A 14,862-nucleotide genomic window follows, 5' to 3' on the forward strand; every position below is an offset into this window, starting at 1 on the left:
GGCGGTCAGAACCCCGCCATCGGGTTCTCCAGGCTGCCGACGAGCTGCAGCGCCCCCGACGGGTCCGCCAGGTCCACCATCTGCCGGTTGTCGCGCAGCTGCAGACGGTTGAGGCAGGACAGGGCGAACTCCGGGGCGAACACGTCGTACTGGCGGAACCGGTCGGCGAGTTCGGGCGTCGCCTCCTGGTACTCGCGGGTGACCTCGGCGACCGTGCGCCAGAAGGTCTCCTCCGCCAGGATCCCCTCATCGGCCAGGATCGCGGACAGGAAGCGGAAGAAGCAGTCGAAGACGTCCGTGAAGATCGACAGGAGCTTCTTGTCCTCGGGGACCTCGACACGGATGCGCCGGACCTCGGGCGGCAGCACCGCTTCCGGGTCCATGACGGCTATCTCCTCCGCGATGTCCTTGTAGACGGCGCGCTGTACGGCACCGTCCTTCAGGACGAGGATCACGTTCTCGCCGTGCGGCATGAAGGCCAGGTCGTAGGCGTAGAAACTGTGCAGGAGCGGCGTGTAGTAAGCCTGGAGGTAGCGGCGCAGCCACTGGGCGGGGGACAGCCCGGACCGCTCGATCAGCGCGCCCGCGAAGGACGCGCCCTCGTGGTCCACGTGCAGCAGCGAGGCCATGGTGACCAGGGACTCGCCCTCCTGGAGCGACGGCACCGGGCTCTCCCGCCACAGCGCGGCCAGCATCTTGCGGTACGGGGAGTACCGGTCGGTGGCCCGCTCGTACTCCAGGTGCCGGTAGCCGACGGCCGCCCGCTCCCGGATGACCGTCAGGCCGGTCGACTTCAGCACGGGGTCGTTGTCGACGAGCCGGGCCAGCCAGTCGTTGATGGCCGGGGTGGCCTCCATGTAGGCGGCCGACAGGCCGCGCATGAAGCCCATGTTGAGGACGGAAAGGGCCGTCTTCACGTAGTGCTTCCCGGGGTGGGAGGCGTTGAAGAAGGTCCGGATGGACTGCTGGGCGAGGTACTCGTCGTCGCCCTCGCCGAGGCACACCAGGTGCCGGCGCGCCACCTCGGCGGCGAAGGTGACGGCGAGCTTGTTCCACCACTGCCAGGGGTGGACGGGGATGAGGAGGTAGTCGCCGGGGTCGAGGCCCTGGCCGGTGAGCGTGGCGCGGAACCGCTCCAGCGTGGCCTCGCCCAGCTCGTCCCGCAGGAACGCCTCGTACTCGATGCCGGCCCCGGCCGTGAACGCCGCCCGTGACCGGTGCGCCGCCAGCCACACCAGCCGGACGGGGCTCGCGGTCTCGGGGGCGTACGACAGGTACTCGTGGACACCGAAGCCGAGCCGCCCGTTGTTGGCGACGAAGCAGGGGTGGCCCTCGGTCATGCCGGTCTCGACGGCCTGGAAGTCGCTCGCGGCCAGCTCGGCGGCCGTTACCCGCGGCTTGGCGAGCTTGTAGCAGGTGCCGGAGAGGGTCGAGGAGATCTCCTCCAGGTAGACCGGCAGGATGTCGTCGCCGAGACCCAGCGACTGCTTGAGCTCGATGAAGAAGTCCAGTGCGGCGAGGGGGAGTTCGCTGCCGTCACGGTGGCGGGTGATCGAGTCGGCGGCCACCTGCCAGTGGTCCAGGGCGCGGCGGACCGCGCTGAAGCGGTAGCGGGTCAGGCCGTCGTCGCTGCGGACGACGTACGAGTCCCCCTCCGCCTCCGGTGTGATCAGCCGCTCGTGCGCGAACTCGGCGAGGGCCTTGCGTACGAGGAGACGGTTGGCCTGCTCCCAGCGCTCGGGGGAGAGATGGGCCACGGCGTCGGCGAGGCTCATACGGCCACCCCCGTCGCGGCGGTGAACCGCTCACGCGTGCAGAAGCTCAGCAACGCCTTCTTCTCCGGCTTGTCGATCTCCCGTTCAGGCACGAACCCGACGGCTTCGTTCAGGGCGTGCACGGCCTTGTTGCGGACGTCCGGTTCGACGACGACGCGCCGCACCGCCGGGTCCGCGAAGAGATGCGCCATCACGGCCGTGATGACCGCCCGGGTGAACCCGTGCACGGGGGTGTCGGCCGGCGCGACCAGGAAGTGCATCCCGACGTCGCCGGGCCGCGCCTCGTACAGGCCGGTCAGTTCCCGGTGGGCGGGGTCGTACTTCTCCATGAGGAAGGCGGGAGCCCCGCCGTGCAGGCCGAGGAAGGCGTGGTGGTGCTCGTCGGCGGCGATCTCCGTGTAGGCGCGCTCGACGTCCTCGGGACTCGCGTCCTGCATCATCCAGAACGCCGCCTTGGGGTGGGTGACCCAGCCGTGCAGCAGTTCGGCGTCCTTGACGGGGTCCAGGGGGCGGAAGGCGAGGGTCATACGGCGAACTCCTGGAAGGCGATCGACTTCTCGACCGGGTAGTACTCGGACCCGAGCAGCTCACGGATGATGTACGCGTTGCGGTACGCGCCCATGCCCAGGTCGGGTGAGGTGATGCTGTGCGTGTGGACTCCGGCGTTCTGCAGGAACACGCCCCGGCCCGTGACGTCGACGCTGTAGTTGCGGGCGACGTCGAAGCGGCCGTGGCCGTCGAAGCGGAGGCGGCCCCGCAGGGGGGCGAGGAAGGCCGGCGGTTCGTAGTGGTAGCCGGTGGCCAGCACCAGGCCCTCGGAACGGATCTCGAAGTCCTTGTCCTGCTCGTCCTGGTGGAAGCCGAGCGTGTACGAGCCGTCCTCGTACCGGGCCTCGACCAGCGAGGAGTTGGTGAGCAGACGGGTGGGGACCGGGCGGTCGCCGCTGGTGACGTTCTTCTGGTACAGCAGGTCGAAGATGTCGTTGATCAGATCCGAGTTGATGCCCTTGAACAGCCCCTTCTGCTGCTTCTCCAGCCGGTAGCGGGTCTCCTCGGGCAGGGCGCGGAAGTAGTCGACGTAGTCCGGGGACGTCATCTCCAGGGTCAGCTTGGTGTACTCCAGCGGGAAGAACCGCGGGGAGCGGGTGACCCAGTTGAGCTCGTAGCCGTGGACGTCGATCTCGGAGAGGAGCTCGTGGTAGATCTCCGCGGCGCTCTGGCCGCTGCCCACGACCGTGAGGGATCTCTTCGCCCGCAGCTCCGCCTTGCGGTGCATGTACTGCGCGGTGTGGACCGGGTCGCCGCCGAGTTCCCGGCACGCCTCGGGAACGAACGGGACGGTGCCCGTGCCGAGGACCAGATGGCGGGCGTGGAACGTTTCGCCGGCCTCGGTGCGTACGACGTACACCTCGGCGGCCTCGTCGTACGCCGCCTCGGTGACCGTCGTGCCGAAGCGGACGCTGCTCAGTTTGCCCGCGGCCCAGCGGCAGTAGTCGTCGTACTCGACACGCAGCGGGTAGAAGTTCTCGCGGATGTAGAACGAGTACAGCCTGCCCTTCTCCTTCAGGTAGTTGAGGAAGGAGTACGGGGAGGTGGGGTCGGCCAGGGTGACCAGGTCCGACATGAACGGGGTCTGGAGGTGGGCGCCGTCGAGGAACATGCCCGCGTGCCACTCGAAGCCGGGCTTGGACTCCAGGAAGACGCCGCTCAGTTCGCCGATCGGCTCGGTGAGGCAGGCGAGGCCGAGGTTGAAGGGGCCGAGCCCGATGCCCAGGAAGTCGTAAGGGGCGGTCGGGGCTTCAGGACGCTCGGTCAAGGGACTCTCCCAGGTACTGCTCGGCGTGGCCGGCGATCAGGCCGAGGACGGCGGCGATGTCGTCCGGCGTCGTCTCGGGATTGAGCAGGGTGAACTTCAGGTAGTGGCGGCCGTCGACCTTGGTGCCCGCGACGACGGCGTCACCGGAGGCGAACAGGGCCGCCCGGGCGTGCAGGTTGGCGCGGTCGATCTCGGCCGGGTCGGTGACGGCGGCGGGGACGTAGCGGAAGACGAGGGTGGAGAGGGAGGGTTCGACGACGACCTCGAAGCGGGGATCGGCCGCCAGGAGCCCGAAGCCCTCCCGGGCGAGGTCGCAGACCTCGTCGAAGAGTTCGCCGATGCCGTCGGCGCCCATGGTGCGCAGGGTCATCCACAGTTTGAGGGCATCGAAACGGCGCGTGGTCTGCAGGGACTTGTCGACCTGGTTGGGGACGCGCTCGGCCGCCGTGCGGCGCGGGTTGAGGTACTCGGCGTGATAGGTGGCGTGACGCAGCGTCGAGGCGTCCCGGACCAGCAGCGCGGAGGAACTCACCGGCTGGAAGAAGGACTTGTGGTAGTCGACGGTGACCGAGTCGGCGCGTTCGATGCCGCCCAGCAGGTCGCGGCGGGTGCGGGAGACCAGCAGCCCGCAGCCGTAGGCGGCGTCCACGTGCAGCCACGCCCCGTACTGGGTGCAGAGTCCCGCGATCTCGGGCAGCGGGTCGATGGAGCCGAAGTCGGTGGTGCCGGCGGTGGCGACGACGGCCATCGGGACGAGACCGTTCTTCCCGCAGCGTTCCAGTTCGCGGGCGAGCGCGACGGTCTGCATGCGCTTGTCGTGGTCGACGGGGACCGGGACCACGGCCTCCGGGTCCAGCCCCAGGAGCTTGGCGGACTTCTGCACGCTGAAGTGACTCACCTCGGAGGCGAAGATCCGCAGGTCGGAGGTGGATTCGCACTTGGCCTCCTCACGGGCGAGGAGCAGCGCCTGGAGGTTGGACTGGGTGCCGCCGGAGGTGAACACCCCGTCGGCGGACGGGCCGAGGCCGATGCGGGCGGCCGTCCAGTCGATGAGCCGGCGTTCGATCAGGGTGCCGCCGGCCGACTGGTCCCAGGTGTCCAGCGAGGAGTTGACGGCGGAGAGCACGGCCTCGCCGAGCACCGCCGGGATGACCACCGGGCAGTTGAGGTGGGCGAGATAGCGGGGGTGATGGAAGTAGACCGCGTCCCGGAGGTACACCTCCTCCAGCTCGTCCAGCACCGCGGTGGTGTCGTGCAGCGGGCGGTCGAGGTCGATCCCGTCGACAAGGGGGGCGAGGGCGTCGGCCGTGACGCCGGTGAACGGGCTTTCCGTGGTGGCGAGTTTGGCCGCCACCCGCTCGACTCCTTCGGTCACGGAGCGGCGGTAGTGCTCCGCGGTGAGGTCATTGAGCAGGTGCGAGCGCATGTGGGGGTCCTCCGAGGGGGCGATCCGTACGGGGAGTCGGGATCAACTTAGGTTAGCCTAACCTAAGTTGATCGTCTCGAAACCCGGCCTTCCCGTGACCGCCGTCACCTCGCCCCACTCCGACCGGAGTTACTCCGACACCCTCAGCTGTTCCTCGGTCATGCCCCGCCGCCAGTAGCCGACGAAGGTGACGCTCCGGCGGTCGACGCCACGCTCGCCGACGAAGTGCCGGCGCAGCGCCTTGACGCACCCGGACTCGCCCGCGATCCAGACGTACGGGCGTTCGGCGGGCGGGAGATGTGCCTCGCGCAGGGTGTCGAGGGCCGTGGGGGACGACCCCTCGGTGCCGCTCGGGTCGCGTACGAGCCAGGTCACCTCGGCGTCCGCGTCGGTCACGACGTCCTGGATGTCACCGGCGTCGTCCACCTCCAGCCAGGCGCGCACGCGGGTGCCGGCCGGCAGGGACTCCAGGGTGGCGCAGGCGGCGGGTACGGCGGACTCGTCGCCCCACATCACCACCAGGTCGGTCCCCTCGGGCGGACGGAAGCGGATCGCGCGGTTGTCGGCGACGGCCGGGCCGAGCAGCAGCACCCGGTCGCCCGGGGCGGCGCCGGACGCCCAGCGGGAGGCGGGTCCCGACGGGCTGTGCAGCGCGAAGTCGATGTCGATCTCGTCGGGCTCGCGGCGCAGTGCCCGCAGGGTGTACGAGCGCATCACCGCCCGCACGTCGTCGGGGAGTTCGCGCCAGCCCTGCCACCACCCGTCACCCAGCTCCATCGGCACGACCGGCTCCGGCTGGCCGGGGTGCGGCAGGAACAGGGACAGGGACTGGTCCCGCCCCCGGGAGCGGAAGGCGTGCAGGTCCGGCCCGCCGAAGGTGACCCGGACGAGAGACGGGCCGAGCCGCCGCGTCGTCACGACCTGGAGGGAGAAGAAACGGAACGGTGCGGCTACGGCGGTGGTCATATGGTGCTCCTGAGTCGTAGTCAGGGGGGCGGCATACGCGCCCAAGGGGCGCGGGGAACTGCGCGATCAGCCACGACGGGCCGGTAGTTCACCCACTACCGACGGCCCCGCGGCGCTCTTCGGCCCTCACGGCGGAGCGCCTAGCTGACCTTCTTGGCGTTCTCGATGGCCTTCGCGAGGTCCTCGAGGAGCGGCACACACTTGTCGTACGACAGGATCGGCTCGGGGTTGCGGGCGATGACCTGGCCGGCCTTGACGGCGGGCAGCTTCTTCCACGTCCCCTCGGTGATGTCGGCGGGCTGGATGGCCGAGGAGCGGTTGTCCATCATGATGATGTCCGCGTCGTACTTGTCGACGTTCTCCCAGCTCAGCGACTCGTACCAGCCGCCGCCCTTGGCCTTGGCCTTCTCCGGGGGCTCGACGAGGCGTACGCCGAGGGACTTGAAGTACTCCAGGTCGATCGACAGGTTGGAACCGGAGACGTAGAACAGGTCCTGGCTGGCGGAACCGGCCATCACCTTGATGTCCGGCTTGGCCTTGGCGGCGGCCCGCAGCCGGGCCGCCGCGTCCTCGAACCGCTTCTTGGCCGCGGTGACCTTGGCGGCGGAGGTGTCCGCCCCGAGGGACTTGGCGAGCGCCAGCATGCGCTGGAGCGGCTCGGTCAGCTGGCGGTCGTAGACGGAGATGCCGACGCTCGGGGCGCCGAGGGCCAGGATCTTCTTCTTCGACTCGTCGGGGACGTACCAGAGCGTGCCGGCGTCGTCGAACATGGTGGAGACGAGGAGATCGGGCGCGAGGGCCGCGTACTTCTCGATGTTGAACTGGCCCCACTCGTTGCCGAGCACCGTCACCTTGCCGACGTCCAGGTCGCCGGCCTGGGCGTCGGCCTTGCCGTCCTTGGTCTTCGTCGGGCCGAAGACCCCCTTGGCCTGGATGCCGTAGTCGTACAGCGCGGCGGCCACACCGACGAACGCGACGATGTTCGCCGGGACCTTGTCGGCCTTGGCGGTGGTGCCGCGGTCGTCCTTGAAGGACCAGGGGCCGGACTTGCCCGCCGCCGTGCCGCTGCCCGAGCCCCCGCTCTTCCCGTCGTCGTCCCCGCAGGCCGCCAGCGCGGCGCCGAGACCGAGGGCACCGCCCGCGGCGAGGATGCCGCGACGAGTGAGGTGGGTGGCACGGGCATGGGGCATGGGTATGACTGCTTTCGAACAGGGCTCGGTGCCCGCCGGACAGGTCCAAGATAGGTTAGCCTAACCTCATCTGATGTCCAGTGGGCGGGGTTCCATCGCGGCGTGCATCGCGCCTAGCCTGCTCCGCATGCCCGACGACACCACGCCCGCGGGGCGCGACGACCGGCCCGAGGAATCACGGCGGGTACACCTCGGCCGGACGTTCGACGAGGACGCGGAGCTGTACGACCGGGCCAGGCCCGGGTATCCGCCGGAGCTGTACGACGACCTCGCGGAACTCGCGGGCGCCGGCCCCGGCAGCCGCCTGCTGGAGGTGGGCTGCGGGACCGGCCAGGCAACCGTTCCGCTGGCCGGACGGGGCTGCCGGATCACGGCCGTCGAGGCCAGCGCGAACATGGCCGCGGTCGCCCGCCGCAACCTGGCCGGGGCCGGAGCCGGGGCGGTGGAGGTGGTGACGGCCGAGTTCGAGAACTGGCCGCTGCCCGAGGAGCCGTTCGACGCGGTCGTCTCGGCGACGGCGTTCCACTGGATCGACCCGGCCGTACGGATGGCCAAGGCCGCCGACGCGCTACGTCCGGGCGGGGCGCTCGCCGTGGTGCGCACCCAGCATGTGAGGGGCGGCACCGAGGAGTTCTTCGTCGAGGTCCAGCGCTGCTACGAGCGTTTCGACCCGGCGACGCCGCCCGGACTGCGACCTCCCGCCGCCGCCGACATCGACGGCGCGGACCACGCGGAGGAGGTGGCGCGCAGCGGCCGGTTCGGCCCCACGGTCTTCCGCCGCTACGAGCAGGACCTGACGTACACCACAGCGGAGTACCTGGACGTGCTGCGGACCTATTCCGGTCACCGGGCTCTGTCGGAGGTTGCCAGGAACGGGCTGTTGGCGTGCATCGCCGGCCTGATCGACGGGCGGTACGGCGGCCGGGTGACGAAGCGTTACCTCATCGAGCTGGCGGTGTCACGCAGGGGCCGCCCGCTCTCCATGGCGTGAGGCGCTCGGCACCCCCTCGCCTGACCCTGGCGCCCAGCAGGGCAAGGGGCGTGCATCGTCTCGTCCTAGCCGTTGATGTCGAGTGCTGTTCCGTACAGCCGGTCCACCTTCAACCGGATGACCACTCGACGCTCGGCGACCAACTGCTCCAGAAACGCGTCCTCATCCTCCGGCTTCGCAGCCTGCGGGATCATTCCGAGCAGTTCCCGGCCGACCGCGTCGCCAGGCACCGCCGTGGTCTCGGAGACCTCGGCCTCGCCTTCGGCGACGGCGAACGACCACACGTCGCCGCCCTGCACATGCAGCGAGGCACGCGGATCGCGCCGCAGGTGAGCGACCTTGATGCGGTCGACCGTCGTGGAGAACCGCACGATGCGGGCCTCGGGGTCCCAGCTGTACAGCATGGTGGTCAGGTGCGGATGTCCACTGCGCTTGACCGTGGCGAGCGTGCCGAACTGCTGCTTGCCCAGCAGGTTGGAGAGGGCTTCGTCGGACAGGGGGCGAGGCGCTGGTCCTTGAGTCATGACGTGTTCAACATCCGTGGCCGCCCAACAATTTCGTGGACCCGGTGAGCCCCACCGCCACTTCCACGACACGCCCCGGAAGAGGCGGGCGCGCATGTGCTGGGTGAGGTTCTCGAGTATCTCGCGCAGCCAAGGACTGCGGACGGCCGGTAGTCGGACCAGGGCGTGCTGGAACGTTCCCCAGTCGGCCCGGAACAGGCGATGAGGGCGTGGCGGGGGCGGGTCGTCGCGCAGGACCCCGTCGGGTGTGGCGCCCGGCGTGGGAAGGTATGGCTGGGGAAAGGCCAGCGACAGCCACATCCCGAACGGCAGCGGCACCGGGTACGCCGATGCCGCCGGGCCGGCGGGGACCCAGGCCTGCCCCGTCCGCGGGTGGACCGGCACGAGGACGATGTCGACGCCCGTGTCGCAGTGCGGTGCCAGTCGGCCCATGTGTTTTCACCCGTGGTCGCTGAGTTCGCCACCAGGCCGGGCGGCCGTCTTGCAGATACCGCGGTCGGCGTTGTGCGAGGGCCAGTAGAGCCGCACCGAGCCTGCGCCGCATTCGCTCGCCCACCAATGTCAGCGCCGTCTCGGCGGAGACCGGCAGGGAGGGCCTGCCGCCTGTGGGACGCCGTCGAGGGGCACATCGCACGCTGGTGTGCCGACGGGGCGCAGCCGCTGGAACGCTTCCGCATCACCGTCACCGCCGAGCGGCAGCCGGTCACCCGGGCCACGCACCGACCCGTACGAAGAAGTTCCCCGCGGCCGCGCCCCGCCGGAACCGGCTCAGCCCGCCAGCCCCAACTCCCGCGCGATCAGCATCCGCTGGACCTCGCTCGTGCCCTCGCCGATTTCGAGGATCTTGGAGTCGCGCCACATGCGGGCGACCGGGTACTCGTTCATGAAGCCGTAGCCGCCGTGGATCTGGGTGGCGTCGCGGGCGTTGTCGACGGCGATCGTGGACGAGTACAGCTTGGCCAGGGCCGCCTCCTTCTTGAAGGGCTCGCCCGCGACCAGCCGGCTCGCCGCGTCGCGCCAGGCCAGGCGGGCCGTGTGGGCCTTCATCTCCATGTCGGCGATCTTGAACTGGACGGCCTGGTTGGCGCCGATGGGCCTGCCGAAGGCGTGCCGTTCCTTCGCGTACTTCACCGACTCGTCGACGCAGCCCTGGGCCAGGCCGGTCGCCAGGGCCGCGATGGCGATGCGGCCCTCGTCGAGGATGCGCAGGAACTGGGCGTACCCCCGGCCCTCCTCGCCCAGGAGGTTGGCGGCCGGGACGCGGACGTCGGCGAAGGACAGCTCGCGGGTGTCGGAGGCGTTCCAGCCGACCTTGGAGTAGGGGGCGGCCACCGTGAAGCCCGGGGTGCCGGACGGGACGATGATCGAGGAGATCCGCGGTTTGCCGTCCGGTTTGCGGCCGGTCACCGCCGTCACCGTCACCAGTCCGGTGATGTCCGTGCCGGAGTTGGTGATGAAGCACTTGCTGCCGTTGATCACCCACTCGTCGGTGTCCGGGTCCAGCCGGGCCGTGGTGCGGGTGGCCCCCGCGTCGCTGCCGCCGTCCGGTTCCGTCAGGCCGAACGCGCCGAGGATCTCGCCCGAGCAGAGGCGGGGGAGCCACTCGCGTTTCTGCGCCTCGGTGCCGAAGACGTGGACCGGCATCGCTCCCAGGGAGACGCCCGCTTCCAGCGTGATGGCCACCGAGGAGTCCACCCGGGCCAGCTCCTCCAGCGCGATGCCCAGCGCCAGGTAGTCGCCGCCCATGCCGCCGTACTCCTCCGGGAACGGCAGACCGAACAGGCCCATCCGGCCCATCTCACGGACGATCTCGTAGGGGAACTCGTGCCGCTCGTAGAAGTCACCGATCTTCGGCGCCACGACGTCGTGGGCGAACTCCTCCACGGTGCGGCGGAGTTCCTCCAGTTCGGGGGAGAGGCGGTGGTCCATGACGATCACTGGTCCTTGTGGGAGAGAGCGCGAACGGTGCGGGACGGGCTGGGCCGGCCCAGCTGTTCGGCCATCCACACGCTGGTGGCGGTGAGACGGCCGAGGTCGACCCCGGTTTCGATACCGAGGCCGTGGAGCATCCACACGAGGTCTTCGGTGGCGAGGTTCCCGGTGGCGGACTTGGCGTAGGGGCAGCCGCCCAGGCCGCCGGCGGAGGCGTCGACGGTGGTGACGCCGTGCTGCAGTGCGGCGTAGGTGTTGGCGAGGGCCTGGCCGTAGGTGTCGTGGAAGTGCACGCCGATCACGTTCGTCGGCACGCCCGCCTCGTTGAGGGCGGCCAGGAGCGCCAGGACATGGCCGGGCGTGGCGACCCCGATGGTGTCGCCGAGGCTCAGCTCGTCACAGCCCATGTCGACCAGAGCCCTGCACACGCGCACCACCTGGTGGACGGGTACGGCGCCCTCCCAGGGGTCGCCGAAGCACATCGACACGTACCCGCGCACGTGCACCCGCTTGTCCTTGGCGTGCCGCACCACCGGGTCGAACACGGCCAGGGACTCGTCGACGGTGCGGTTGAGGTTGGCCTTCGCGAAGGACTCGGTCGCGCTGGCGAAGACGGCGACGCGGCGGGCGCCGAGCGCGAGGGCGCGGTCCAGGCCGCGCTGGTTCGGCACCAGCACGGGCAGGGCCGCGTCCAGATCGCCGACGAGCGGGAACAGCTGCTCCGCGTCGGCCAGTTGGGGCACCCATTTGGGGTGGACGAAGCTGGTGGCCTCGATCGTCGTCAGGCCCGCGTCGGCCAGCCGGCGGATGAACTCCGCCTTGACCTCGGTGGGCACGGCCGTCTTCTCGTTCTGCAGCCCGTCGCGTGCGCCGACCTCGTGGATCCGCACCCGCGCCGGCAGATCCTGGGCCGGTACGGCCATGGGCAGTCCCTCGACGGTCATCCCGCCTCCTCCTCCAGCGGTGCGATGACGGCCAGCACCTGGTCCATGGCGACCGCCGTGCCGGGCCGCACGTCCAGTTCGGCGACCGTGCCGGGGTGCGGGGCGCAGATGACGTGCTCCATCTTCATCGCCTCGACCACGAGCAGGCTCTGCCCCGCGGTGACCTCGTCCCCGACGGCGACCTTCACCACCGTCACCGTGCCCGGCATGGGCGCGGTGAGCGAGTCGGCGCCCGCGTGCGCGGACCGGGTGAGGGAGGCCGCCACCGGGTCGTGGTCGCGCACCTGCCAGGCGTCGCCGTCGCGGCCGAGCCAGTCGGCGGCACGGTGGAAGGTGTGGCGGACGCCGTCGAGGGTGACGGCGACCCGGTCGCCGGTGACCGTGTGCGTGCCGCGCGGGGTGTACTCCACGGGGTCCTGCACCCGCAGAGGGAAGCCGACGGGCTTCGGGGTACCGCCGAGCCGCCACCCGCTCGGCACCGAGAACGGGTCCGTCCACCCCTCGCCGGCGGGCCTGAGCGCCTCCAGCCGTACGGCCGCCGCCGCCTCGTACACCTCCTCGGGCACGTCCGTGGGGACCAGCTCGTCCACCACCCGCTCCACCAGCCCGGTGTCCAGCTCGCCCGCGACGACCGCCGGATGCGCCAGCAGCCGGCGCAGGAACCCGGCGTTGGTCTGCACCCCCAGCGTGACCGTCTCCGCGAGGGCGGCCCGCAGCTTCCTGAGCGCGGTCGCGCGGTCCGGCCCGTACGCGATCACCTTGGACAGCATTGGGTCGTACAGGCTGCCGACCTCGCTGCCCTCGCTGAGGCCGCTGTCGGTGCGGACGCCGTCGCCCCGCGGCTCGTTCAGCCGCAGCACGGTGCCGCCGGTGGGCAGGAACCCGCGCGCCGGGTCCTCCGCGCAGATCCGGGCCTCCACCGCGTGCCCGGTCAGCCGTACGTCCTGCTGGGCGAATGCCAGTCGTTCCCCGGCCGCCACCCGCAGCTGCCACTCCACCAGGTCGAGCCCCGTGACCAGCTCGGTCACCGGATGCTCGACCTGGAGCCGGGTGTTCATCTCCATGAAGTAGTAGGAAGAGGGGTCGCCGCCGGGGACGATGAACTCCACCGTGCCCGCGCCCCGGTACCCGCACGAGCGTGCCGCCTGCACGGCGGCCTCACCCATCGCGGCCCGGGTCTCCTCGTCGAGGAGCACGCTCGGCGCCTCCTCGATGACCTTCTGGTGCCTGCGCTGCAGCGAGCACTCGCGCTCGCCCAGGTGGACGACGTTCCCGTGCCCGTCGGCCAGCACCTGGATCTCGATGTGCCGCGGCCGGTCCACCCACCGCTCGACGAGCAGCGTGTCGTCACCGAACGAGGCGCGGGCCTCCCGGCGGGCGGCGGCGATCTCCTCGTCCAGCACGGCCAGGTCCCGCACCAGACGCATGCCCTTGCCGCCCCCGCCGGCCGACGGCTTGAGCAGTACGGGCGCACCCAGCGAGCGCGCCGCCTCCGCGAGTTCGGGGTCCCGTCCGCCGGGCACGACCGGCACCCCGGCGGCCTGCACCGTCTCCTTGGCCCGGATCTTGTCGCCCATCAGCGCGATCGCGTCCGCAGGCGGGCCGACGAAGACCAGTCCCGCCTCCTCGCACGCGCGCGCGAAGCCCGCGTTCTCCGCGAGGAAGCCGTACCCGGGGTGCACGGCCTGCGCGCCCGTGCGGGCGGCGGCGTCCAGCAGCCGCTCCACCGACAGATAGCTCTCGGCCGCAGGCGCCGGACCGATCCGTACCGCCGTGTCGGCCTCCCGGACGTGCCGCGCGTCGGCGTCGGCGTCGGAGAACACGGCGACGGAGCGCACACCCATCGACCGCAGCGTACGGATGACGCGTACGGCGATCTCGCCCCGGTTGGCCACCAGCACTGTGTCGAACATGGTCGTCAAGTCCCCCCTCACATCCGGAAGACGCCGAACTGGGGATCACCCAGGGGCGCGTTGGCACAGGCGGTCAGGGCCAGGCCCAGCACCTGGCGGGTCTCCAGCGGGTCGATGACCCCGTCGTCCCAGAGCCGGGCGGTGGCGTAGTAGGCGTTGCCCTGCCGCTCGTACTGCGCGCGGATCGGCGCCTTGAAGGCCTCTTCCTCCTCGGCGGGCCACTCCTCGCCCCGGCCTTCCAGCTGGTCCCGCTTGACGGTGGCGAGGACGGAGGCGGCCTGCTCGCCGCCCATCACGGAGATCTTGGCGCCCGGCCACATCCACAGGAAGCGGGGCGAGTAGGCCCGCCCGCACATGGAGTAGTTCCCGGCGCCGTACGACCCGCCGACGACGACCGTCAGCTTCGGCACGCGCGTACAGGCCACCGCCGTGACCATCTTCGCGCCGTGCTTGGCGATGCCGCCGGCCTCGTAGTCCTTGCCGACCATGAAGCCGGAGATGTTCTGGAGGAACACCAGCGGGATCCCGCGCTGGTCGCACAGCTCGATGAAGTGGGCGCCCTTCTGGGCGGACTCGGAGAACAGGATGCCGTTGTTGGCGACGATCCCGACCGGGTGGCCGTGGATCCGGGCGAAGCCGGTGACCAGGGTCTGCCCGAACTCGGCCTTGAACTCGGCGAACCGGGAGCCGTCGACCACGCGCGCGATGACCTCGCGGATGTCGTAGGGGGTGCGGGAGTCGACGGGTACGGCGCCGTACAGCCCGTAGGGGTCGACCTTCGGTTCGACGGCGGGCCGGACCTCCCAGGGGAGGGGCCCGCGCGCGGGGAGGGTCGCGACGATGTCGCGCACGATCCTGAGGGCGTGGGCGTCGTCCTCGGCGAGGTGGTCGGTGACGCCGGAGACCCGGGAGTGCACCTCGCCGCCGCCGAGCTCCTCCGCGGTGACGACCTCGCCGGTGGCGGCCTTCACCAGCGGCGGGCCGCCGAGGAAGATCGTGCCCTGGTTGCGGACGATCACGGCCTCGTCGCTCATCGCCGGGACGTACGCCCCGCCGGCGGTGCAGGAGCCGAGCACGGCCGCGATCTGCGGGATCCCGGCGCCGGACATCCGGGCCTGGTTGTAGAAGATCCGCCCGAAGTGCTCACGGTCGGGGAAGACCTCGTCCTGCATGGGCAGGAAGGCGCCGCCGGAGTCGACGAGGTAGAGGCAGGGCAGCCGGTTCTCGAGGGCGACCTCCTGCGCGCGCAGGTGCTTCTTCACCGTCATCGGGTAGTACGTCCCGCCCTTGACGGTGGCGTCGTTGGCGACGATCACGCACTCGCGCCCGCTCACCCGCCCGATCCCGGCGATGACACCGGCGGCCGGGGCCTGGCCCTCGTACAT

General features: G+C 70.8%; 12 protein-coding genes and 1 pseudogene. 1 reads left to right on the plus strand and 12 read right to left on the minus strand.

Going from position 1 to position 14,862, the window contains the following annotated elements; translation table 11 throughout:
• Positions 1-5: 5 nt before the first annotated feature.
• The 6 genes from ACWC21_RS20265 to ACWC21_RS20290 all read right to left on the minus strand — a co-directional run bounded on the left by ACWC21_RS20265 (position 6) and on the right by ACWC21_RS20290 (position 7,173).
• On the minus strand, positions 6-1,775 hold the full coding sequence (locus ACWC21_RS20265) for an IucA/IucC family protein (protein ID WP_450883660.1): 1,770 nt from the start codon (positions 1,773-1,775) through the stop codon (positions 6-8).
• Entirely contained in the window at positions 1,772-2,302 is a 531-nt protein-coding gene (locus ACWC21_RS20270) for a GNAT family N-acetyltransferase (protein WP_450883662.1), read from the minus strand. Before ACWC21_RS20270 ends, ACWC21_RS20265 begins: the two co-directional genes overlap by 4 nt.
• Positions 2,299-3,591 (minus strand): lysine N(6)-hydroxylase/L-ornithine N(5)-oxygenase family protein, encoded by a 1,293-nt coding sequence (locus ACWC21_RS20275; RefSeq protein ID WP_450883664.1) that lies wholly within the window; start codon positions 3,589-3,591, stop codon positions 2,299-2,301. The genes ACWC21_RS20270 and ACWC21_RS20275 overlap by 4 nt, the downstream gene beginning before the upstream one ends.
• Positions 3,575-5,017, minus strand: coding sequence for a lysine decarboxylase DesA (gene desA, locus ACWC21_RS20280; RefSeq protein WP_450883666.1), 1,443 nt, complete (start codon positions 5,015-5,017; stop codon positions 3,575-3,577). The genes ACWC21_RS20275 and desA overlap by 17 nt, the downstream gene beginning before the upstream one ends.
• A 129-nt stretch (positions 5,018-5,146) precedes the next feature.
• Positions 5,147-5,983, minus strand: a complete 837-nt coding sequence (locus ACWC21_RS20285) for a siderophore-interacting protein (protein ID WP_450883668.1) — start codon at positions 5,981-5,983, stop codon at positions 5,147-5,149.
• A 140-nt stretch (positions 5,984-6,123) separates the two neighbouring features.
• Positions 6,124-7,173: an ABC transporter substrate-binding protein gene (locus ACWC21_RS20290; RefSeq protein ID WP_450883670.1), complete on the minus strand. Its 1,050-nt coding sequence runs from the start codon at positions 7,171-7,173 to the stop codon at positions 6,124-6,126.
• Between the two features lie 127 nt (positions 7,174-7,300).
• Here ACWC21_RS20290 and ACWC21_RS20295 point away from each other — a divergent pair, with 127 nt between their 5' ends.
• Positions 7,301-8,164, plus strand: a complete 864-nt coding sequence (locus ACWC21_RS20295) for a class I SAM-dependent methyltransferase (RefSeq protein WP_450883672.1) — start codon at positions 7,301-7,303, stop codon at positions 8,162-8,164.
• A 65-nt stretch (positions 8,165-8,229) separates the two neighbouring features.
• On the opposite strand, the gene ACWC21_RS20300 is transcribed toward ACWC21_RS20295, so the two are convergent.
• From ACWC21_RS20300 to ACWC21_RS20325, 6 genes and pseudogenes are all read right to left on the minus strand, one after another.
• On the minus strand, positions 8,230-8,688 hold the full coding sequence (locus ACWC21_RS20300) for a PPOX class F420-dependent oxidoreductase (RefSeq protein ID WP_450883806.1): 459 nt from the start codon (positions 8,686-8,688) through the stop codon (positions 8,230-8,232).
• Positions 8,689-8,766: 78 nt separating this feature from the next.
• A pseudogene (locus tag ACWC21_RS20305) lies at positions 8,767-9,105 on the minus strand (hypothetical protein); the annotation flags it as partial.
• A gap of 351 nt (positions 9,106-9,456) precedes the next feature.
• The gene (locus ACWC21_RS20310) at positions 9,457-10,617 is read right to left on the minus strand and encodes an acyl-CoA dehydrogenase family protein (RefSeq protein WP_450883674.1); all 1,161 of its coding nucleotides are present in this window, start codon (positions 10,615-10,617) and stop codon (positions 9,457-9,459) included.
• Positions 10,618-10,622: 5 nt separating this feature from the next.
• Positions 10,623-11,564: a hydroxymethylglutaryl-CoA lyase gene (locus ACWC21_RS20315; protein WP_450883676.1), complete on the minus strand. Its 942-nt coding sequence runs from the start codon at positions 11,562-11,564 to the stop codon at positions 10,623-10,625.
• Positions 11,561-13,477, minus strand: coding sequence for an acetyl/propionyl/methylcrotonyl-CoA carboxylase subunit alpha (locus ACWC21_RS20320; protein ID WP_450883678.1), 1,917 nt, complete (start codon positions 13,475-13,477; stop codon positions 11,561-11,563). The genes ACWC21_RS20315 and ACWC21_RS20320 overlap by 4 nt, the downstream gene beginning before the upstream one ends.
• Before the next feature lie 17 nt (positions 13,478-13,494).
• Positions 13,495-14,862 (minus strand): carboxyl transferase domain-containing protein (locus ACWC21_RS20325; RefSeq protein ID WP_450883680.1); only part of this gene is annotated, 1,368 nt, incomplete at its 5' end.

This window comes from Streptomyces sp. NPDC001348, assembly GCF_053597535.1.